The sequence below is a fragment of the Novosphingobium sp. CECT 9465 genome, assembly GCF_920987055.1.
Lineage (GTDB): Bacteria > Pseudomonadota > Alphaproteobacteria > Sphingomonadales > Sphingomonadaceae > Novosphingobium.
In genome coordinates this window covers 1,566,910-1,587,024 of record NZ_CAKLBX010000001.1, presented here as the reverse complement: position 1 = coordinate 1,587,024, position 20,115 = coordinate 1,566,910, and the positions used below count along the sequence as shown (strand labels likewise).

Sequence of the window (20,115 nt, the reverse complement as noted above, 5' to 3'; positions counted from 1 at the left end):
GCACCGCATCCTTGTCTTGCACGTCACTTGCATCGACAGCGTTGGCCCAGGCCGCGCCGGAACCTGCCCCCGCACTTGAGGAGCAGCCCGCCGATAGCGACGCCGCCGCCCAGATCACCGTCACCGGCTCGCGCATTGTGCGTGATGGGTACGATGCTCCAACCCCGGTCAGCGTGATCAGCACCAAGGAACTGAAGTCGGAAGCCCCGGCGAACGTGTCGGACTTCGTCAACACGCTTCCCGCCGTGCGCGGATCGACCACGGCTGCCAGCACGAACGGTTCATTGTCCAACGGCGCAGCAGGCATCAACAGCGTCAACTTGCGCGCGCTGGGTGCCAACCGTACGCTTGTGCTGTTCGATGGCCAGCGCTCGGTCGCCTCGACCACCACCGGATCGGTTGACGTCAACACCTTCCCGCAGGCGCTGATCCAGCGCGTGGAAGTTGTCACCGGCGGTGCATCGTCGGCTTACGGGTCCGATGCTGTGTCTGGTGTCGTCAACTTCATTCTCGACAAGGAATTTACCGGTTTCAAGACCGAATATGAATATGGCGTCACCACGTATGGCGATGGTCCCAACCACAAGATTTCCGGCACCGGCGGCGCATCGTTCATGGACGGGCGCGGACACATCCTCGCCTCGGTCGAACATTTCAGCCAGGAAGGTATACAGTCGATCGATCGTGACTGGAACGACAGCGGCTTCTTCCTCGCCAACAACCCGGCCTATTCTTCAGCCGCTTGCAGGGATACGTCGGCGTCCACACTCTGCGTCAACGAATACCTGATCGCATCGGGCATCGGCACGGGCCAGTTCACACCCGGCGGCTTGATCAGCACCGGCGCACTTAAAGGCACCTATTTCGGCTCGATCGATCCCGCCACCGGCAAGGCGACGGTCAACAAGCTGGCGTTCGGCACCACCAGCGGCCAATGGATGGTCGGCGGCGATACCGACATCACCACCGAAGGCCATCGTGGCAGCGCCACGCTGCTGCCATCGGAAAAGCGCACATCGGCGTTCGGTCGCCTCAGCTATGAATTCTCGCCTGCCATCGAAGTGTTCGGCCAGTTTTCCTACAGTCGCTACAACGGCCAGAGCTTTTACCAGCAGACGCCCTCCACCGGCGTCACCATACAGCGCGATAACGCGTTTCTGCCGGACTCGGTGCGCACGGCGATGGTCAACGCCAATCTCACTTCGGTCCAGATCGGCACCAGCAACATCTTCCTGCCGCCACAGGGCAGCAACAATACCCGCGAAGTCTATCGCTATGTGCTGGGCGGCAAGGGCGCGTTCGGCACCGGCGGCATCGAATGGCAGTGGGACGGCTATTACCAGCTCGGCAAGACCAAGACGAGCGAACTGCTGACCAACGCCTGGAACATTGCGCGGATGGCTGCGGCAACCGATTCCGTCGTGGCGCTGGCCGGGAATGTCGGCGGCTATGCTCCCGGCACCATCGTCTGCCGCATCAACGTGGACGCCAACACGACCAACGATGATCGCGGCTGCGTCCCGCTCAACCGCATCGGCACCAATGGCGCTTCGGCCGAAGCCATCAAGTACGTTCTCTACGATGGCCTCCAGCCCTTGCGGAAACAGGAGCTGAAGCAGGAAGTCGCTGCGGTAAACTTCTCCACGAACAACCTGATCGATCTATGGGCAGGGCCGGTCTCATTGGCGTTCGGCGCTGAGTATCGCAAGGAATCGGTGACCGGATCGGTCGATGACCTGTTCCGCCCGCGCGTGGCCAACGGCGTCACCACAGGCACATGGATCTACGGCAACTACCTGCCCACCGTCGGCTCGTACAACGTCAAGGAAGGCTACGTCGAAACTATTATTCCGCTGATGTCGGGTATGGATTTCAACGGCGCGGTCCGCGTCACGGACTATTCGACGTCGGGCACTGTCACCACCTGGAAGGCGGGTCTCACCTGGCAGGTCATCGACGACGTGAAGTTCCGGGGCACGATCTCGCGTGACATTCGCGCGCCCAACCTGTCGGAATTGTTCGCCCCCGGCACCGGCCGCACCAACACCGTCAACGTGCCGCAACCGGGCGGCTCGATCGCAGCCAACCAGTTCAACGAATCCACCGTCGGAAATCCCGACTTGCGGCCTGAAGTCGCCAAGACTTACGGCGCAGGCCTGATCTTCACCCCCACCTTCATTCCGGGGCTGGCCATGTCGATCGATTACTACAAGATCGATCTCGATGGCTCGATCGATTCGCTGACAGCACAAACCCTTACTGATCAATGCTACCTGCAAAGCATCGCGACGGCCTGCTCGGCCATTTCCACCACGGGCGGTCGCGGGGTGGTTACGCCAGGCCTTGCCGTCACCAGTATCGAGATCAAGCCGACCAACTTCGTCAGCCTCAAGACCAGCGGCATCGATCTTGAAGCCAGCTATCGGGGTGAGGTCGGTCCCGGCAGCCTCAGCCTGCGCGCGCTGGCCAGCCATGCCATCGAACTGACCACCGACAACGGCGTTACCCTGCAAACCGACGCCGCCGGACAGAACACCGGCAGCCTGCCAAAATGGACCTACCGCTTCACCGCCGCTTACGATCTTCCTTCCGGCTTCGGCATTCAGGGCGTGGCGCGCGGCGTGTCGGGCGGTGTTTACAACAACAACTACATCGTCTGCAGCGATGATTGCCCGCTCTCCACGGCAGACAACCGCACCGTCAACCTCAACTCGATCCCCGGCGCGTTCTACTTCGATCTCAACGCCAGCTACAATTTCGAAGTCGCCAACGTGAACAGCCAGGTCTTCCTGTCGATCCGCAACATCACCAACAAGGACCCGGTTCTGGTCGCCAATGGTCCTACTGGCAACAACACCCCTGCCTATCCGCAAACCAACCGCACACTTTACGACGTGCTCGGCCGCGTCTTCCGCATGGGGGTCCGCTTCCGCATCTAGTACGCCTGATAATGACCGGGGCGGTGCAGGAAGCCCTGCCGCCCCGGATTGGATAACAGCCTCCACCTTGGGAGCCATCGCGATGTTCAAGACTTCTGCCAAAGCCATCACCGCACTGCTGCTGGCGTCAACGCCGCTCGCGGCCCACGCCAATGCCTCGCCTGCACTCAAGAAAGAGGCGGCCACGCTGATCGATGGCAACGCCAAGCTCGTCCAGGAAATGGTGGATTCTGTGTTCAGTTTTCAGGAGCCGGGCTTCCAGGAATTCCAGACCGCCGATTACCTGACCGGCATCCTTGAAAAGAACGGCTTCACCATCACCAAGGGCGTCGCCGGAATCCCCTCGGCGTGGACCGCCACATGGGGCAATGGCGATGGCCCGGTCGTCGCGCTGGGTTCGGATGTCGATGGCCTGCTCGGCCTTTCGCAGGTGCCGGGCGTTCCCGAAATCAAGCCGCTGATCCCTGGCGCACCCGGCCACGGCGAAGGCCACAATTCGGGCATGCCGCTGATCGTGGCCGCTGCGCTGGCCACCAAGGAAGTGATGATCAAGCACGGTATCAAGGGCAAGCTGATGCTCTGGCCGGGCATTGCCGAAGAACTGCTCGCAACCAAAGCCTATTACGTGCGCGCAGGCATGTTCAAGGACGTGGACGTCTCGATCTTCACGCATGTCGCCTCAAGCTTCGGCACAAGCTATGGCGATAGCGGCAACAACGGCATGGTTTCGGTCGAATACAACTTCAAGGGCATCACTTCACACGCCGCGGGCGCGCCGTGGGCAGGGCGCAGCGCGCTCGATGGCGTGGAACTGATGAACATTGCGTGGAACATGCGGCGTGAACATCTCCCGCTCACACAACGCTCGCACTATGTCATCACCAACGGCGGCGGGCAGCCCAACATCGTGCCCGGCGAAGCGACGGTGTGGTACTATTTCCGCGAACAGACCTTCGATTCCATCCGCAAGCTCTACAACACCGGCACCGAAATTGCCGATGCGGCGGCCAAGGCCACCGGCACCACGGTGAGCAAGCGCGTCCTTGGCTATGCCGCGCCCAATTACGGGAACAAGCCGCTTGCCGAAGCCGCCTATGAAAATATCAAGCTGGTCGGCATGCCCAAATGGTCGGCAGACGATCAGGCGTTCACCAAGGCGGTGCAGGAATCGCTCAAGTTCAAGGTGGCGCCCTTGAAGACAGAGGTCGATGCACTGTCGTCGCCAGACACACGTACGCCCTCGATGGGTGGCGGATCGGACGATATCGGGGATATCATGTGGACCGTGCCAACCATCACCATCCGCTTCCCGTCGAACATTCCCAGCATGATCGGGCACAACGTGACCTCGGCCATCGCCATGGCGACCCCGGTCGCGCACAAAGGCGCGGTGGCAGGGGCCAAGGCCGTGGCGATGACCGTGCTGGATGTGATGACCACGCCCAAGCTCGTCACTGACGCGAAGACCTATTTCAAGACCGTGCAGACCAAGGACCAGAAATACGATCCGGTCCTGACCCCGGAAGACCAGCCCGCCATCCATCTGAACAAGGACCTGATGGAGCGCATCCGGCCGGAGTTGAAAAAGTACAATTACGATCCGGCGAAATACCCCACCTATCTCGACCAGCTTGGCATCAAGTACCCAACGCTGACGCCGTCGAAGTAAGGCGCAGGGCAGCCCTCGCTACCGGGCGAAGGGCTGCCCGAACCGCAAACCATTTTCCTACATGAACCGATATGGTTATCTGAGTGCGCGTCTCCAGCAGGAAAGGCGCACAAGCCATGTCATTCTTCGAAGCCCTGATCTCCCCCGTCGCCAAAATCCTCGACAAGGTTATCCCCGACAAGGAGGCGCGCGATCGTGCCAAGCTCGAACTGCTCAAGCTCGAAGGCACGCAGGAACTCGAACAATTGCGCACCCGCATGTCGGCCATCGTCGCAGAGGCCAATTCGGCCGATCCGTGGACCAGCCGCGCCCGCCCCGGCTTTCTCTATGTGATGTATGTGATGATCCTGTGGGCCTTGCCCATGGGCCTTATCGCGGCCTTCCGTCCCCAGGCCGCCCAAAGCATCGCCGCCGGTATCAACGCTTACCTCGGCGGCTTGCCCGAACCGCTCTACGCGCTCTTCGGCACCGGCTACCTTGGCTACACCGTCGCCCGCCAATGGGGCAAAGCCAAAGGCACCGATCGCTAAGCCTCGCCGTTCACTTCGCGGAGGGTTTGGTTAGTTTATGGTAACTTCCGGCTGCTATTGACAGGCCTGCAAACGATCAGGTCGTCCAGAAACATGCCCAGGCACAGCGATTTCAAACCCTCCAGCCCGTACAGGCGCACATCGCGCCTTGCCAGCGCCGCACTTCTGCCCCTCCTCCTGCTTGCAGGGTGCGGGGATTCGGCGGCCGATGAAAAACTCGAAGCGCGCATTGCCGCCGCCGAAGCCAAGGCCGATGCGGCGGACAAGCGTTCAAAGGAAGCCCTGTCCCTGGCGGTCACCAGCGGCGGCTCGTCAGATCCCAATGCCATGAACGCGCCCGATATCGTCGATGGCGATGCGATGAGTGACGAAGGAGGATTCGAGGATTCCTCCGATGGGCAGGTCTCCGACAATCCCGAAGTGCCGCCAGCCCCGCCCCCGATGCCGGGCAACTGACCGGCCCGAAGCGTCGCAACGGCTTGCTTCGACGCGGGCACCGTCTATCAGGGCTGGCAATTTCCACCTTTCCGGGGACCTGCCTTGTCCGATACTGCACAGTCCGAACAATCCGGCGCGAGCACGACCGTGTTCGTGCTCAACGGACCGAATCTCAACCTGCTCGGCCTGCGTGAACCGCAGATCTACGGCTACGAAACGCTCGACGATATCGCCGGGATGCTTGAGGATCGCGCGCGCGAACTCGGCCTCGACGTCGATTTGCGCCAGTCGAACCACGAAGGTCACCTCATCGATTGGCTGCATGAGGCGCAGGCCGATGGCATCAAGGCCGTCCTGCTGAATGCCGGGGCCTATACTCACACCTCCGTCGCGATCCACGATGCGATCAAGTCGATCAAGGTTCCGGTGATCGAGGTTCACTTGTCCAATCCGCACACGCGCGAGGCGTTCCGGCACAAGTCGTTCGTCGGCATGGCGGCAAAAGGCTCGGTCGCCGGATTCGGCGCGAACAGCTATATCATCGCACTGGAAGCCGCCGCACGGCTATAGGAACCGGGGCTTTTCCACGCTCTGGCCACGCACCCCCTTGCCAGCATGCAGTCATGCGGGCATGGCGCAAGGCCTGCAATTACCACCCGCGAGGAATGATAAATGGGGCACGACCGCGGCGAAAAGGCCGAAAACATGGCAATCGATGCCAAGCTGGTGCGCGAACTGGCTGAACTGCTTGCCGAAACCGGATTGTCCGAAATCGAAGTCGAAGATGGCGATCGCAAGATCCGCGTTGCCCGCCAGCTTACCGCAGCGCCCGTCCAGCAATATGCTGTCGCTCCGGCCCCTGCCGCCGCCTCGGCGGTCGCTCCTGCCGCAACCGCACCTGCGGCAGCGCCGGTTGACGCGAACGCCGATGCCGTGAAATCGCCAATGGTTGGCACCTGCTATCTCGCTGCCGAACCCAGCGCTCCCAATTTCATCTCGGTCGGCCAGACCGTGAAAGCGGGCGATACGCTGCTGATCATCGAAGCGATGAAGGTGATGAATCCGATCGTCGCGCCTGCCGCTGGCGTGGTGAAGGCCATCCTCGTCGAAAACGCGCAGCCGGTCGAATTCGACCAGCCGCTGGTCGTGATCGCGTAAGGGGCGGTCATGGCCATCAAGCGCCTGCTGATCGCCAATCGCGGCGAAATTGCGCTGCGTATCCACCGCGCCGCGCATGAAATGGGCATAGAAACAGTGGCGGTGCATTCCACCGCCGATGCCGATGCCATGCATGTGCGGCTGGCCGATCACGCCGTCTGCATCGGCCCGCCTGCGGCGAAGGACAGCTATCTCAACGTCGCGGCGATCATTTCGGCGGCGGAAATCACGCAGGCCGATGCGATTCATCCGGGCTATGGCTTCCTTTCGGAAAATGCCAAGTTCGCCGAAATCGTCGAAGCCCACGGCATCACCTGGATCGGGCCGAAGCCCGAACACATCCGCACCATGGGTGACAAGGTCGAGGCCAAGCGTACCGCTGGCGCGCTCGGCCTGCCGCTGGTGCCCGGCTCGGACGGTGCCGTTTCGGAAATCGAGGAGGCACGGCGGATTGCCGATGAAATCGGCTACCCTGTGATCATCAAGGCCGCTTCGGGCGGCGGCGGCAGGGGCATGAAAGTGTGCACCGGGCCGGACGAGCTGGAAACGCTGATCCAGCAGGCCGGCAGCGAAGCCAAGGCCGCGTTCGGCGATGCCACGGTCTATATCGAGAAATACCTCGGCAATCCGCGCCATATCGAATTCCAGGTCTTCGGCGATGGCAACGGCAATGCGATCCATCTGGGTGAACGCGATTGTTCGCTCCAGCGCCGCCACCAGAAGGTGCTTGAAGAGGCACCATCACCGGTCATTTCCGCTGCCGAACGTGATCGGATGGGCAGCATCGTCGCCACCGCCATGGCCGGAATGGGTTATCGCGGCGCGGGCACGATCGAGTTCCTGTGGGAAAACGGTGAATTCTACTTCATCGAGATGAACACCCGGCTGCAGGTCGAACATCCGGTGACGGAAGCGATCACCGGGGTCGATCTCGTCCGCGAACAGATCCGCATTGCCGATGGCAAGCCGCTCTCGGTCAGGCAGGACGAAATCGAGTTCAAGGGCCACGCGATCGAGTGCCGGATCAACGCGGAAGACCCGTTCACGTTCGCGCCCTCGCCCGGCCTGGTGAAAAGCTATCACGCGGCAGGCGGCATGCATGTGCGTGTCGATTCAGGGCTTTATGCCGGATACAGGATTCCGCCCTATTACGATTCGATGATCGCCAAACTGATCGTCTATGGCCGCACGCGAGAGGGTTGTATCATGCGGCTGAAGCGGGCGTTGCAGGAAATGGTGATCGAAGGTCCCAAGACCTCGATCCCGCTTCACCAGCGCCTGCTGAACGAACCCGATTTCCTCAGCGGCGATTACACGATCAAATGGCTGGAGGAATGGCTGGCGAAAGACGCCTGACCGTCCACGGAACCTGCAACGCAAAGGCCCCCGCCAACACGGGGGCCTTTTTCATGCGCCTATTGTGGACGCTCAGCGCCCGGCAATCGCGCCCTGATCGCCCGCCACGCAGGTTCGGTCCGATCATTGCGCACCATGATGGCTTCAACTTCCTCGAATTCTTCCAGTTCAAGCGCCTCGGTCACGCTCAAGGGAAAATAGACGTTCTCATCATTGTCCACCCTTACACCGATGGCGCCACGGCCTTCTTCACTGCGGACCACAATACACATCGCTTTTACTGCCATATTCAGCACCTTTGGAATAATACACAAAACATCATCGATAATTACTGATAATATACAATCATCGCCATTAACATCGCGGCTTCCATGTCACCACACGCCACAGATACGCTATCAATACCATCCCAAGCGTCACCGTGGCAAATGGCCCGGTGTACTTTTCCAGATCGCCGAAATTACGGCCCAGATAATATCCTGCACCCGCCAGGATCGCATTCCAGATCGCCGCCCCGGCAAAGGTGAACGCAAGAAACTTTACATGCCCCATGCGGGTTAGCCCTGCGGGGAGCGAAATCATCGTACGCATGAAGGGTGCAAACCGCACTCCGAACACCACCCACTGCCCATGCCCGCGAAAGAACCGCACGATCCGCTCCACATCGGTCCAGTCCACCGTCAGCCAACGCCCGAAGCGGTCGACGAACGGCTGCAACCGCTCATAACCAAGGCTGCGCCCCAGCAGATACCAACAGTAATTGCCCAGCGTCGAACCCACCGTTCCTGCCAGCATCAGCGGCCAGAACTCCATCCGGCCCCGCGCCACGGCAATTCCGCCAAGACCCATGATCAATTCCGAAGGGATCGGCGGGAACACGTTCTCGATGACCATAAGGAAGGCGATTCCCCAATAGCCCCCGCCTTCGATCAGGTGGATAATCCAGTCATTCATGGGATGGGTAACGCACGGGGTGCGTTAAAGTCTCCCCTCGATCGCATCCCAGATCATGCCCGCCGTATCGGTGCCGTTGAACTTGTCGATCGCCACGATTCCGGTGGGCGACGTCACGTTGATCTCGGTCAGCCACTTTCCGCCGATCACATCGATGCCGACAAAGATCAGCCCCAGCCGCTTGAGTTCCGGTCCAAGCGCGGCGCAGATTTCCTGCTCTTGTGCGGTCAGTTCAGTCTTCTCGGCATAACCGCCCACCGCAAGGTTGGAGCGGAACTCGCCCTCGCCCGGACGACGGTTGATCGCGCCCGCGATCTCGCCATCGACCAGCACGATGCGTTTATCACCCTTGGCCACTTCGGGAAGGAACGCCTGCACCATGTGCGGTTCGGGCCAGGTCTGGTTGAACACCTCGAACAGGGCAGCGAGGTTTTCCCCTTGTTCCGAAACGCGGAAGATCGCCTTGCCGCCATTACCGTGGATCGGCTTGATCACGATGGCGCCGTGGCGCTTCTGGAACGTCCGCACCTCCTCGACCGAGCGCGTCACCAGCGTAGGCGGCATGAACCGGCGATAATCGAGCACCATCACCTTTTCAGGCGCGTTGCGCACACTGCGGGGGTTGTTCACCACCAGCGTCTCGGCTTCAATCCGCTCAAGCAGGTGCGTGGCGGTGATATAGCCCATGTCAAACGGCGGATCCTGCCGCATCAGCACCACGTCGATGTCACGCCCCAGGTCCAGCCGCCGCTTCTCGTCCGCCTTGTAGTGATCGCCCACCACAGGTTGCACCGTTACCGGCGTGGCGTGCGCGATCAGGCGGTCATCCTCGTCCAGCGAGAGCGACCCGACATCGTAGTGGTAAACCTCATGCCCGCGCTCCTGCGCCGAAAGCATCAGCGCAAAGCTCGAATCCCCGGTGATATTGATCGAATGGAGCGGGTCCATCTGGACCGCGACGCGCAGAGTCATGGCTTACGTTCACCTCAGGGGTTTCTCTGACCCGCGCCTTAATGCCGAATTACGGGGTGCGCGACCATTTTCATGGCAGCGCTGACCAAGCGCATAACCAAATTCATCACAAGGGATCCTTGATGCGCAAACTGATCACCGCCGCAGCCGCTGGAATCGCCGTTCTCGGCTGGTCGGGCATGGCCGTCGCCAATCCCGATCCGCACCCTGCCCCGGCACCGAAGGATGGCGAGCACAAGAAGGACGAAAAGGCCGACGATCACAAGGATGAGCACAAGGACGATCACCACACCCCGCCTGCCCACTAAACCGTACAGGTCAAGCGCCGGGTTGCCACGCATTGGCGATCCGGCGCGGCCAGCATCGCGGCGCAATCAGGATCACATCGATCCGCATCGTATCGCCGTGATGCACGAACTTCGGCGCAATCGCTTCCGCCGCCCGCGCCACCCGCCGCAGCCGATAAGCGTCAATCGCGCCCGCAAGCCCGGCCGCATCGCGCCGCCACTTCACCTCAATGAACGCCACCGTCCGCCCGCGCCGCGCGACAATGTCCACTTCGCCCACCGCCAGTTTCACCCGCCGCGCCAGAATGCGCCAGCCGGCAAGCCGCAGCCACCAGGCCGCCAGCGCCTCGCCCTTGCGGCCCCGTCGTTCGGCCTCGGCCCGGCTCACTTGCCGGCTCACTTGAATGTCATCGCCAGCGCGTAGAGCGTCTTGCGGTCCAGGCCGTGCGCCTTTGCCACCTTGCCCGCTGCCTGCGACGTTGACATCTCCGCCAGCGCCGCGCGCAATTCTGCCTCGATCACATCGTCCGCCGGAGCCACCTGCGCCAGCGGCGGGCCGACCAGCAGCACGATTTCGCCGCGTGGAGGATGTGCGGTGTAATGCGCCGCCAGGTCCTCTGCGCTGCCGCTGCGGCAGTCCTCATGCAGCTTGGTCAGTTCGCGCGCCACGGCCACTTCGCGCCCCGGCAACCGTTCAGCCAGTGCCACCAGTGATGCCACCAGCCGCGGCCCGGTTTCATAGAACACCAAGGTTGCCGGAACCGCTGCCAGTTCGGTCAGCACATCGGCCCGCGCCTTGTCCTTCGATGGCAGAAAGCCACCGAACATGAAACGGTCGGTCGGCAGCCCGGCCATCGATAACGCCACCACCAGCGCGCTCGGCCCCGGCACGGAAGTCACCATGATCCCCCGCGCCCGCGCCTCGCGGACCAGCTTGTATCCCGGATCGGAAATCAGCGGGGTTCCGGCATCCGAAACCAGCGCCACGGGATTTTGCGCCATTTCCGAAAGCAACGCCTCACGCGCTGCATCGCTGGCGTGATCGTCATAACGCCGCATGACCTTGTGCAGGCCCAGCAGATTCAGCAACTTGCCGGTCACCCGCGTATCCTCGCATGCGACCACGCTACAGCGCTCAAGCGTTTCTACGGCGCGACGGGTTACGTCACGAAGATTGCCAATCGGGGTGGCTACAATATACAGGCCGGGTTCGAGCGGTGGGGTTTCCATGGGACATCCATGGACCGGGCAATAATGTGCGACAAGAGGGTGAGCCGGGAATGATGAACAGGCATGAAGGCGGATGGCACGAAAAGAGCCTTCCCCGATCACGACGCTACCTCCTCAAGGGCATCACGGCTGGAACGCTGGCCCTCCTCGCGGGCTGTACCGTGATCCCCAAGGGCGGCATCGCGCCTGCGCCCGACGCCACCGAAACCGCGCCCGATGCCAACCAGTTGCCCACCGACGCCGGTCGTCACCGCGTCGCCCTGCTCGTGCCGATGAGCGGTGCCAGCGGCGCGGTGGGTCAATCCATCGCCAATGCGGCCACCATGGCCCTGCTCGATACCAACGCCGCCAACCTGCGCATCACCACTTATGATACCGCAGGCGGCGCGGGCCTTGCCGCGTCCAAGGCGATTGCGGATGGCAACAAGCTGATCCTCGGCCCCTTGCTGTCCGACGATGTCGTGCTCGTCTCGAATGTCGCGCGCGCGGCCAAAGTGCCAATGATCACCTATTCGAATGACAGCGCGGTCGCTGCGCGCGATGTCTTCGTCATGGGGCAGGCTCCAGGGCAATCGATCGCCCGCGTTCTCGGCTTTGCCAGGTCGAAGGGCATGAAGTCTGTCGCCGCAATCATCCCCACCGGCGATTACGGCCAGCGCGCCACCTCAGGTCTTGCCGAAGCCGCGCGCGCACAGGGCATGACCGTCACCTCGATCGAAACTTATGATCGCGGCAACACCTCGGTCGCCAGCGCGGTTCGCCGGGCAAAGGACAAGGGCAAATTCGATGCCTTGCTGATTGCCGATGGCAGCCGCATCGCGTTGCAGGCCGCCACCGCGGCAGGCAAGGGCACCAGGCTGCTCGGCACCGAACTGTGGAGCGGTGAGGCCACCATCGCCAATTCTGCCGCCATGCGCGGGGCTTGGTTCGCCGCCGTATCGGACGCGCGCTTTGGCAAGTTTGAAACCTCCTATCGCAGCCGTTTCGGTGCCGTCCCCTCGCGGCTGGCCACGCTGGGCTATGACAGCGTCCTGCTCACGCTCAACGTCGCGCGCACGTGGAAGCCCGGCAGCACCTTCCCCACCGGCAAACTCTACGATCCGCAAGGCTTCATCGGCCTCGACGGCGTATTCCGCTTCACCGCCAGCGGCATGGCCGAACGCGCGATGGAAGTGCGCGAAGTGGCGGCGGGGACGTTCACCACAGTTTCGCCCGCCCCTGCAAAGTTTTGATTTGGTTCGCGCAGAGATCGCAAAGGGCGCAAAGAGGATTGCTCAAGGCCGTAGGCACTCCCGACAAACCATGGCCAGGCCAAGGCTGGCAACAGTTTGAAGCGCGGCGTTGCCGCATCGCACGGCCCTTTGCGCTCTTTGCGATCTCTGCGCGAAACAAACCTTGTTTCCTGCCCCTATCGTCCCCTTACTTAGTGCAAGACCCTAAAACACCCGAAAACGCCGGATAAGGCGGCATCGGCGCTTGCGCCCGGAATCGCGGGCGTTCTATACCCGTTCGCATGTCCGATGACCTTTTCGACAAGCTACCAGCTACCAGTGCTTCCGAAATCTATGACGGTTCTGCAATCGAGGTTCTCGAAGGCCTCGAACCCGTCCGCCGCCGCCCCGGCATGTACATCGGCGGCACGGACGAGCGCGCGCTGCATCACCTTGCCGCCGAAGTGCTCGACAATGCGATGGACGAAGCGGTCGCAGGTCACGCCAACCGCATCGAGGTCTATCTTGAAGATGAACCCGGCAGCGCCGGACGCCTGACCATTTCCGATAACGGTCGCGGCATTCCGGTTGATGAACACCCCAAATACCCCGGCAAATCGGCGCTCGAAGTGATCCTCACCACGCTCCATTCGGGCGGCAAGTTCTCCGGCAAGGCCTATGCCACCAGCGGCGGCCTCCACGGGGTTGGCGTCTCGGTGGTCAACGCGCTGTCCTCGCTCACCCGTATCGAAGTGGCGCGCAACAAGGAGCTTTACGCGCAGGAATTTTCGCGTGGCCTGCCCACCACCAAGCTGCTCAAGGTCGGCAACGCGCCCAACCGGCGCGGCACGCAGGTTACGTTCGTGCCCGATACCGAAATCTTCGGCGCCGACGCAAAGTTCAAGCCCGCCCGCCTGTTCCGGCTGGTGCGTTCCAAGGCCTACCTTTTCGCAGGCGTGGAAATACGCTGGAAATGCGCGCCTTCGCTGGTGAGCGACGACGTCCCCGCCGAAGCCGTGTTCCAGTTCCCCGGCGGTCTGGCCGATCATCTGGCCGAACAGGTATCGGGCCGCGAATGCGTCACCAGTGTCCCCTTCGCGGGAAGTCAGGACTTCCCGGCAGGCCCCGAAGGGCAGGAGATGGGTCGCGTCGAATGGGCCATCGCGTGGCCGCTGTGGTCCGATGGTTCCTATAGCTGGTACTGCAACACCATCCCCACCCCCGATGGCGGCACTCACGAACAGGGCCTGCGCGCGGCGTTGACCAAAGGCATCCGCGCCTTCGCCGATCTGATCGGCCAGAAAAAGGCCAAGGACATCGCGCCGGAGGACATGATCACCGGCAGCGAAATCATGCTCTCGGTCTTCGTGCGCGATCCCCAGTTCCAGAGCCAGACCAAGGACCGCCTGACCAGCCCCGAAGCCGCGCGCATGGTCGAGGCCGCCGTGCGCGATCACTTCGATCACTTCCTCACCGACAATATGGAGCGCGGCAAGGCCCTGCTCGGCGCGGTGATGGAGCGCATGGATGACCGCCTGCGCCGCAAGGCGGAGCGCGAGGTCAAACGCAAGACCGCCACCAATTCGCGCAAACTGCGCCTCCCCGGCAAGCTCACCGACTGCACCGGCGAAGGCAGCGGCGAAACCGAACTGTTCATCGTCGAAGGCGACAGCGCAGGCGGCAGTGCCAAGCAGGCGCGCGACCGCAAGACGCAGGCGATCCTGCCCATCCGCGGCAAGATCCTCAACGTCGCCAGCGCCACGGCTGACAAGATCCGCGCCAACGCCGAAATCGCCGACCTCGCGCTCGCGCTTGGCTGCGGCATGCGCAAGGACTGCAACGCCGACGCGCTGCGCTATGACCGCGTGATCATCATGACCGACGCCGACGTTGACGGCGCACACATCGCCACGCTGCTGATGACGTTCTTCTTCCAGGAAATGCCCGACCTCGTCCGGCGCGGCCACCTCTACCTCGCCCAGCCCCCGCTCTACCGCCTGACCCACGGCAGCACCTCGGCCTACGCCAAGGACGACGCCCACCGCGCCGAACTCGAAGCCACGAAATTCAAGGGCAAGAAAGTCGACGTCGGCCGCTTCAAGGGCCTCGGCGAAATGAACCCGCAGCAACTGCGCGAAACCACCATGGCCCCCGCCACCCGCAGCCTTATCCGCATCACCCTGCCGCCGGAATATGAAGGCCGTGCGGCGGTGAAAGACCTAGTCGACCGCCTGATGGGCCGCGACCCTGCGCAGAGGTTCATGTTCATCCAGAACCGGGCGGGAGAGTTGGACCCGGAGCTGATTGATGCTTAGCGCGATACATCCGCTCGTGGCTGCATCAAATACGTGGTATTTTTCTTACAACAGCAAACTTCACGCGCGCCGCAAAGGAAGCAGCAGCACGAGAGAACGCAACGCCGATCGAATTGGTCGAGATCGACGACATCATCACGCTGCTGATCGAAGAACGTCTTGGCGTATCTGAAACCAAGGCGTTGAAACTCGATCTCGCCTTTTTCAAGCCTTACAGTCGGACATAGTTCCATCTGCCCACACAGCATGGTAATCTGGCAAAATGACGGTCATCGACTCCTTCCTGTCCTTCGCTTCCCGGCTTGGGGAGAGTGAACGCCAGTCGGTGGAAGAGGCATTGGCCGATCTGATGGCGTCCTGCGATCCCAAGTTCGATTTCAGTCCGGCGGAATTGGCCGAGATTGAGCGCCGCGTGGCTGAGCCTCACCGAACTTATGCCAGCGATGAAGACATCCGGCGGATTTTTGGTCATACCTTCGACGACTGACGTCAGCCCTTGCTGAAAGTCCGTTTTCTCGACAGTGCCCGCGCTGACATTGACGCGATCATCTCGTGGTTTGACGAGATTGCGCCTGAAAGCGTCCCGCGAATCCTCGTAGACATTGATCGTTCATCCGGCAGGTACGGCATTTTCCCCGATCAGGGGCGCCAATTGCAGGATCGAACAACCGGCGCATCGTTACGCGGCGCTACCATTTCAAGATTGCCTATCTGATCGACGAGAAGTCGGTGGCAATTGTCGGCGTGTTCCGCTTTCAGGACAGGTCAACCTGAAGAGCCTTCACCCGTCATTTTCTGACTCCCTCTTCTTCGGCGCCCGAAAATCGAACCTGATCCGCACCCATTCGCCCACCTGACTTTTACCGTTCACGCGCGGGGGGCGGACGAGGAATTGCCACGAGGCTTGCCGCAGCGCCCGCGCCAAACCTGAGCCGGGAGGGCTTTCACCCAGTTCCTGGCAATCCTCGACGTGGTACTTCTCGATGGTGCGGCAGGCGATCATCGCCCATTCGCCGGGCATGCGATTTCGGGGCATGTAGGGGGCCATCTCGGCGTCGGTCGGTTCGCGATACCATTGCGCATTGTATAGCCGCACACCGCCCGGTCCCTCGCCCGCGCCTTCTCCGCCAGCGCTGCCGCCTGCGCTGCCCGCATCGCCCGATCCCGATCCGCGCTTCATCTTGGTGATGTCGGCGGCGGCATAGTCCTTGGACGATAGCTCGATAAACCCTTCGGGCCATTGCACTTTGCCCGGTATCGGCACACGCGGCGGCACGACCGGAGCGGTCTGCGGCATTGCGGTGGCGCTGTCGGACTTCTGCTCCGCCTTTTCCGGCTGGGCGCTGTCCTTCGCGCCTTGCTCCGCCTCAGTCCCCAGATCGATCGCCACCAGCCGTGCCCCTCCCGGCTCGCCGAACTGGGTGAACGCGCCCATGCGGATCATGATCACGAAAACCAGCGCGCTCGTGACCAGCGCCAGCACGAAAGACGCGACGCGGCTGCGCGGGGAGGTCTGGTAGCCGTCAGTGTCCGTAACCTGGCGCAGGGAAAACATCGCGCGGGGCCTACACGCCCGCGCCGCGCCCCGCAATTACGCCAGTAGCGCATTGGCACGAATGCGACACTTTGTTACCCGGAGGCCATAATGACGCAGACGTCAGAAATGCGGGCCGAATCTGACACATGCGTCACCAAACTAATTGTTTAATGACACCGGCGTCAGAAACGCACACCCTCTTGCACTGAACAGCCTCAAGCCATAACGCCTAACCGCACGATTAATCACACGGGACATACCGATGCGCTTCGAAGGCACCAGCAATTACGTCGCTACCGATGATCTCAAGGTTGCGGTCAATGCCGCCGTTCTGCTGCGCCGCCCGCTGCTGGTCAAGGGCGAACCCGGCACCGGCAAGACCGTGCTGGCGCATGAAATCGCCAAGGCCGTCGGCGCGCCGCTGATCGAATGGAACGTGAAATCCACCACCAAGGCGCAACAGGGCCTCTATGAATATGACGCCGTCGCCCGCCTGCGCGATGGCCAGCTGGGCGATGAACGCGTCCACGACATTGGCAACTACATCAAGAAAGGCAAGCTCTGGGAAGCCTTTACCGCGCCCAAGCTGCCCGTCCTGCTGATCGACGAGATTGACAAGGCCGACATCGAGTTCCCCAACGACCTGTTGCAGGAACTCGACCGCATGAGCTTCGACGTTTACGAAACGCAGGAGCGGGTCGAGGCGAAGGAACGCCCGATCGTCGTCATCACATCGAACAACGAGAAGGAGCTGCCCGACGCTTTCCTGCGCCGCTGCTTCTTCCACTATATCAAGTTCCCCGATCGCGAGACGATGCAGGCGATTATCGACGTCCACTTCCCCGGCATCCAGAAGACGCTGATCAACAAGGCGATGGAGATCTTCTACGAGGTGCGCGAAGTGCCCGGCCTCAAGAAGAAGCCTAGCACCAGCGAACTGCTCGACTGGCTGAAACTGCTGCTCAACGAGGACATGCCCTTGGAAGTCCTACAAAACCGCGATCCGACCAAGGCGATCCCCCCGCTCCATGGCGCCCTGCTCAAGAACGAACAGGACATCATGCTCTTCGAACGCCTCGCCTTCATGTCGCGCCGTTCGGGTAACTGATGTTCTCCGAGGCCGAGTAAGATTGGTTCGCGCAAAGTTCGCAAAAATCGCAGAGAAAAATAGCAACGGCTAAAGGCCGATTTGAGCGCGTTCTCTTTGCAGTCCTTGCGAACCTTGCGCGAACCTGCAGCCTTACTCGCGCCGCCCAAGCTGCTCCAGTTCGACTTGCGCGAACATCTCCTTCACCGCAGACCGGGCGTTGATCTGCTCGATCCAGCGCAGCAGGTGCGGCGTCACGTCCTTGTTGACGAGGTCCGGGAAGCCGAACTGCATGCCGTTGGCGATGGCGAAGTTGCAGATGTCGGCCAGCGTATATTGCCCCGGCACCAGCCATTCGTGGTCGGCCAGATGATCGTCGAGGCGGCGGACTGACCAGGCGATCTTGCGCATTTCCTCGTCGAGCATGTCCTGCGGGAAGCCTTCGCGCGCGCGGCGCCATTTGACCTGCTGTTCGACGACCGGGATCGCCGCCACCTTCTCCTCGAACTCGGCGTCGCTGTACCCTTTCACCATGTTGCCGATGTAGCGGTGCCAGCCGATGGTCGAGACACACCAGCAGAAGTATTCGTCCACCCACTTAGTCCATACCCGCATCTGCGCGCGGCCATAACTGTCCGCCGGGCGCAGTGAGACTGCGGTGGGGTATTCGTCCTCAAGGTATTCGCAGATCACGGTCGACTCGGTGATGGTCTTGTCACCATCGACAAGTGCCGGAACCTGCCCGCGCGGATTGATCGCCTTGAACCAATCGGTGTGATGCTCGAACTTCGACGGGTCCAGCCGGTGCTTCTCTACCGGCAGGCCCTTTTCGAACACGGTCAGCAGCGGCTTCATCGAATTGGCGGCGGGTCCGAAACTGTAGAGTTTGAGCGTCATTATGGTATCCTCTCCGAACGGACGCACCATAGGCAATTGTTTGCCAACCTAACAATACCCAATTGGAGGTTGCCCTGATGTCATATACCGGACGCTGCGCCTGCGGGGTCATAAGCCTTGAATTCTTGGCCAAGCCCATCGCGACGCGGCAATGCTGGTGTCGCCAGTGCCAGCAGATCGCGGCAGGTGGCCCTACGCAAAATGCCATTTTCAAGAACGATCACGTCTCTATCCAGGGCACGCTTGCATCGTGCCAGTGGACCGCAGCCAGCGGCAACACGCTCACGTTTCACTTCTGCCCATCGTGCGGCACACAAGTCTACGCCCAAAGCTCGGCCAGAATGTACCTGAAAACCGTGCGCTTCGGCGTGATCGACGAACCGCACGGCCTGAAGCCCGAAATGGTGATCTGGACCGAAGATGCGCCCGCATGGGCGCAGATCGACCCGACGCTGGAGGCCTGGCCGCAGCAGCCACCACCCCCACCACCAGCCAAGTCGTGATCCTGCCCTAGCTGACCTTGAAACAATCCTGACCGGCACGCTTGAGTGATGCACAATAGGCATGCGCGCCCGGCGCGCTTGCGCGGAGCCTGTAATACTGGCGCGATTGCTCCACGGCGGGAACAACCGACTTTCGGAAGCCCGCAAGCGCCGGATAGCGCGCCACCAGCGCCGTCCAGCGGGCTTCGGCCTCATCCGCGCTGGTCGCAGCGGCCAGTTGGATCGTCTGCCCTGCCCCCGTCATCGTCACCGGTAGCGTAACGGCGGCAAGCGCTGCTTCGGGCTTCTGCAAGGGCGGTGGCACGGGATTTATCGACTGCGGATGCTGCGTGTTCAGCGCCAGGGTGACCGCGGTATCGTCAGACCCGACGGCCTCATTGGTCACTACCACCGTGGTCGAATCCGCGCGAGTGAGCGAGAACAGCGCGCGGGCAAAGCTGTAGGGCAGCCGGATGCAGCCATGCGATGCAGGATAGCCCGGCAATCTTCCGGCGTGGATCGCAATCCCGCGCCACGTCAGCCGCTGCATATAGGGCATGGGCGCATTGCTGTAGAGGTTCGAGCGGTGGTGAACACGCTTTTGCAGGATCGGGAATACCCCCGCCGGTGTGCCGTGGCCGCGCTTGCCCGTCGACACTGGCGATGACGCCCATGGCACGCCGTCCTTGAACACATACATCCGCTGCGACGCCTTGCTGATCACGATCAACACGCCCGATTGCAGCACGTCGGCAACCGGCGGTGGCACTTTGACAGGCGGTGGTCCCGATGGCGCGGGCGCGGCAACCTGTGGTTCAGGACTGAAAACAGCGGCTGCTTGCGCCTGCGCCGCTGGCGCTCCGCCAAACGGCAATCCAGCCGGCACGACCGCAACCACGATCAGCAACAGGGCAACAATCACGCCCAAAGCGCTCGCAAGCCGGATCACGGTAACCACCCTTTAACCATGTCTTTCAGTCATGAGGGCAGAGGCGCTCGCACTCAACAGGTTTTTCGACCGCTGTGGCCCTTGTCCAACCGCTGCTCACCGCT

At 61.8% G+C, this 20,115-nt stretch carries 22 protein-coding genes; 14 read left to right on the top strand and 8 right to left on the bottom strand.

The window, feature by feature from the left end; genetic code table 11:
- Positions 1-11 precede the first annotated feature (11 nt).
- The 7 genes from LUA85_RS07725 to accC all read left to right on the top strand — a co-directional run bounded on the left by LUA85_RS07725 (position 12) and on the right by accC (position 8,090).
- Positions 12-2,939: a TonB-dependent receptor domain-containing protein gene (locus LUA85_RS07725; RefSeq protein ID WP_231468460.1), complete on the top strand. Its 2,928-nt coding sequence runs from the start codon at positions 12-14 to the stop codon at positions 2,937-2,939.
- 82 nt (positions 2,940-3,021) lie between these two features.
- Complete coding sequence (locus LUA85_RS07720; RefSeq protein WP_231468458.1) at positions 3,022-4,608, top strand: amidohydrolase; 1,587 nt, start codon at positions 3,022-3,024, stop codon at positions 4,606-4,608.
- 116 nt (positions 4,609-4,724) lie between these two features.
- Entirely contained in the window at positions 4,725-5,138 is a 414-nt protein-coding gene (locus LUA85_RS07715) for a holin family protein (protein WP_231468455.1), read from the top strand.
- A gap of 93 nt (positions 5,139-5,231) precedes the next feature.
- Positions 5,232-5,594, top strand: a complete 363-nt coding sequence (locus LUA85_RS07710) for a hypothetical protein (RefSeq protein WP_231468453.1) — start codon at positions 5,232-5,234, stop codon at positions 5,592-5,594.
- Between the two features lie 84 nt (positions 5,595-5,678).
- Positions 5,679-6,146, top strand: a complete 468-nt coding sequence (gene aroQ / locus LUA85_RS07705) for a type II 3-dehydroquinate dehydratase (protein ID WP_231468451.1) — start codon at positions 5,679-5,681, stop codon at positions 6,144-6,146.
- Between the two features lie 102 nt (positions 6,147-6,248).
- Positions 6,249-6,734 carry an acetyl-CoA carboxylase biotin carboxyl carrier protein gene (gene accB, locus LUA85_RS07700; protein ID WP_231468449.1) on the top strand — a complete coding sequence of 162 codons (486 nt, stop codon included), beginning with the start codon at positions 6,249-6,251 and terminating at the stop codon, positions 6,732-6,734.
- Between the two features lie 9 nt (positions 6,735-6,743).
- On the top strand, positions 6,744-8,090 hold the full coding sequence (gene accC, locus LUA85_RS07695) for an acetyl-CoA carboxylase biotin carboxylase subunit (protein WP_231468447.1): 1,347 nt from the start codon (positions 6,744-6,746) through the stop codon (positions 8,088-8,090).
- A gap of 59 nt (positions 8,091-8,149) precedes the next feature.
- On the opposite strand, the gene LUA85_RS07690 is transcribed toward accC, so the two are convergent.
- From LUA85_RS07690 to gshB, 3 genes are read right to left on the bottom strand one after another with little or no spacing between them, the layout of a single operon-like run.
- Positions 8,150-8,386, bottom strand: a complete 237-nt coding sequence (locus LUA85_RS07690; protein ID WP_231468444.1) for a hypothetical protein — start codon at positions 8,384-8,386, stop codon at positions 8,150-8,152.
- A gap of 58 nt (positions 8,387-8,444) precedes the next feature.
- The gene (locus LUA85_RS07685) at positions 8,445-9,044 is read right to left on the bottom strand and encodes a DedA family protein (protein WP_231468442.1); all 600 of its coding nucleotides are present in this window, start codon (positions 9,042-9,044) and stop codon (positions 8,445-8,447) included.
- Positions 9,045-9,068: 24 nt separating this feature from the next.
- Entirely contained in the window at positions 9,069-10,016 is a 948-nt protein-coding gene (gene gshB, locus LUA85_RS07680; protein WP_231468440.1) for a glutathione synthase, read from the bottom strand.
- 122 nt (positions 10,017-10,138) lie between these two features.
- On the opposite strand from gshB, the gene LUA85_RS07675 reads away from it, so the two are divergent.
- Positions 10,139-10,324 (top strand): hypothetical protein, encoded by a 186-nt coding sequence (locus LUA85_RS07675; RefSeq protein ID WP_231468438.1) that lies wholly within the window; start codon positions 10,139-10,141, stop codon positions 10,322-10,324.
- A gap of 10 nt (positions 10,325-10,334) precedes the next feature.
- On the opposite strand, the gene LUA85_RS07670 is transcribed toward LUA85_RS07675, so the two are convergent.
- Positions 10,335-10,691, bottom strand: coding sequence for a YraN family protein (locus tag LUA85_RS07670; protein ID WP_231471799.1), 357 nt, complete (start codon positions 10,689-10,691; stop codon positions 10,335-10,337).
- Between the two features lie 8 nt (positions 10,692-10,699).
- A complete protein-coding gene (rsmI, locus tag LUA85_RS07665; protein ID WP_231468436.1) occupies positions 10,700-11,533 on the bottom strand; it encodes a 16S rRNA (cytidine(1402)-2'-O)-methyltransferase in 834 nt (277 codons plus the stop codon).
- 50 nt (positions 11,534-11,583) lie between these two features.
- Between rsmI and LUA85_RS07660 the strand changes: the two genes are divergently transcribed.
- The 4 genes from LUA85_RS07660 to LUA85_RS07650 all read left to right on the top strand — a co-directional run bounded on the left by LUA85_RS07660 (position 11,584) and on the right by LUA85_RS07650 (position 15,546).
- Positions 11,584-12,765, top strand: a complete 1,182-nt coding sequence (locus LUA85_RS07660; RefSeq protein ID WP_231468434.1) for a penicillin-binding protein activator — start codon at positions 11,584-11,586, stop codon at positions 12,763-12,765.
- 281 nt (positions 12,766-13,046) lie between these two features.
- Complete coding sequence (gene parE, locus LUA85_RS07655) at positions 13,047-15,059, top strand: DNA topoisomerase IV subunit B (protein WP_231468432.1); 2,013 nt, start codon at positions 13,047-13,049, stop codon at positions 15,057-15,059.
- Between the two features lie 8 nt (positions 15,060-15,067).
- Positions 15,068-15,286 (top strand): restriction endonuclease, encoded by a 219-nt coding sequence (locus LUA85_RS21590; RefSeq protein ID WP_371823713.1) that lies wholly within the window; start codon positions 15,068-15,070, stop codon positions 15,284-15,286.
- A 35-nt stretch (positions 15,287-15,321) separates the two neighbouring features.
- A complete protein-coding gene (locus LUA85_RS07650; RefSeq protein ID WP_231468430.1) occupies positions 15,322-15,546 on the top strand; it encodes a hypothetical protein in 225 nt (74 codons plus the stop codon).
- Positions 15,547-15,840: 294 nt separating this feature from the next.
- Here the strand turns inward: LUA85_RS07650 and LUA85_RS07645 are convergent, their stop codons facing one another.
- Positions 15,841-16,614: a hypothetical protein gene (locus LUA85_RS07645; protein WP_231468427.1), complete on the bottom strand. Its 774-nt coding sequence runs from the start codon at positions 16,612-16,614 to the stop codon at positions 15,841-15,843.
- Positions 16,615-16,858: 244 nt separating this feature from the next.
- Here LUA85_RS07645 and LUA85_RS07640 point away from each other — a divergent pair, with 244 nt between their 5' ends.
- The gene (locus tag LUA85_RS07640; protein WP_231468425.1) at positions 16,859-17,704 is read left to right on the top strand and encodes a MoxR family ATPase; all 846 of its coding nucleotides are present in this window, start codon (positions 16,859-16,861) and stop codon (positions 17,702-17,704) included.
- Between the two features lie 132 nt (positions 17,705-17,836).
- On the opposite strand, the gene LUA85_RS07635 is transcribed toward LUA85_RS07640, so the two are convergent.
- Positions 17,837-18,580 (bottom strand): glutathione S-transferase family protein, encoded by a 744-nt coding sequence (locus tag LUA85_RS07635; RefSeq protein WP_231468422.1) that lies wholly within the window; start codon positions 18,578-18,580, stop codon positions 17,837-17,839.
- A gap of 77 nt (positions 18,581-18,657) precedes the next feature.
- Between LUA85_RS07635 and LUA85_RS07630 the strand changes: the two genes are divergently transcribed.
- Positions 18,658-19,083 (top strand): GFA family protein, encoded by a 426-nt coding sequence (locus LUA85_RS07630; protein ID WP_231468420.1) that lies wholly within the window; start codon positions 18,658-18,660, stop codon positions 19,081-19,083.
- 7 nt (positions 19,084-19,090) lie between these two features.
- Here the strand turns inward: LUA85_RS07630 and LUA85_RS07625 are convergent, their stop codons facing one another.
- On the bottom strand, positions 19,091-20,011 hold the full coding sequence (locus tag LUA85_RS07625; RefSeq protein WP_371823659.1) for a L,D-transpeptidase family protein: 921 nt from the start codon (positions 20,009-20,011) through the stop codon (positions 19,091-19,093).
- Positions 20,012-20,115 lie beyond the last annotated feature (104 nt).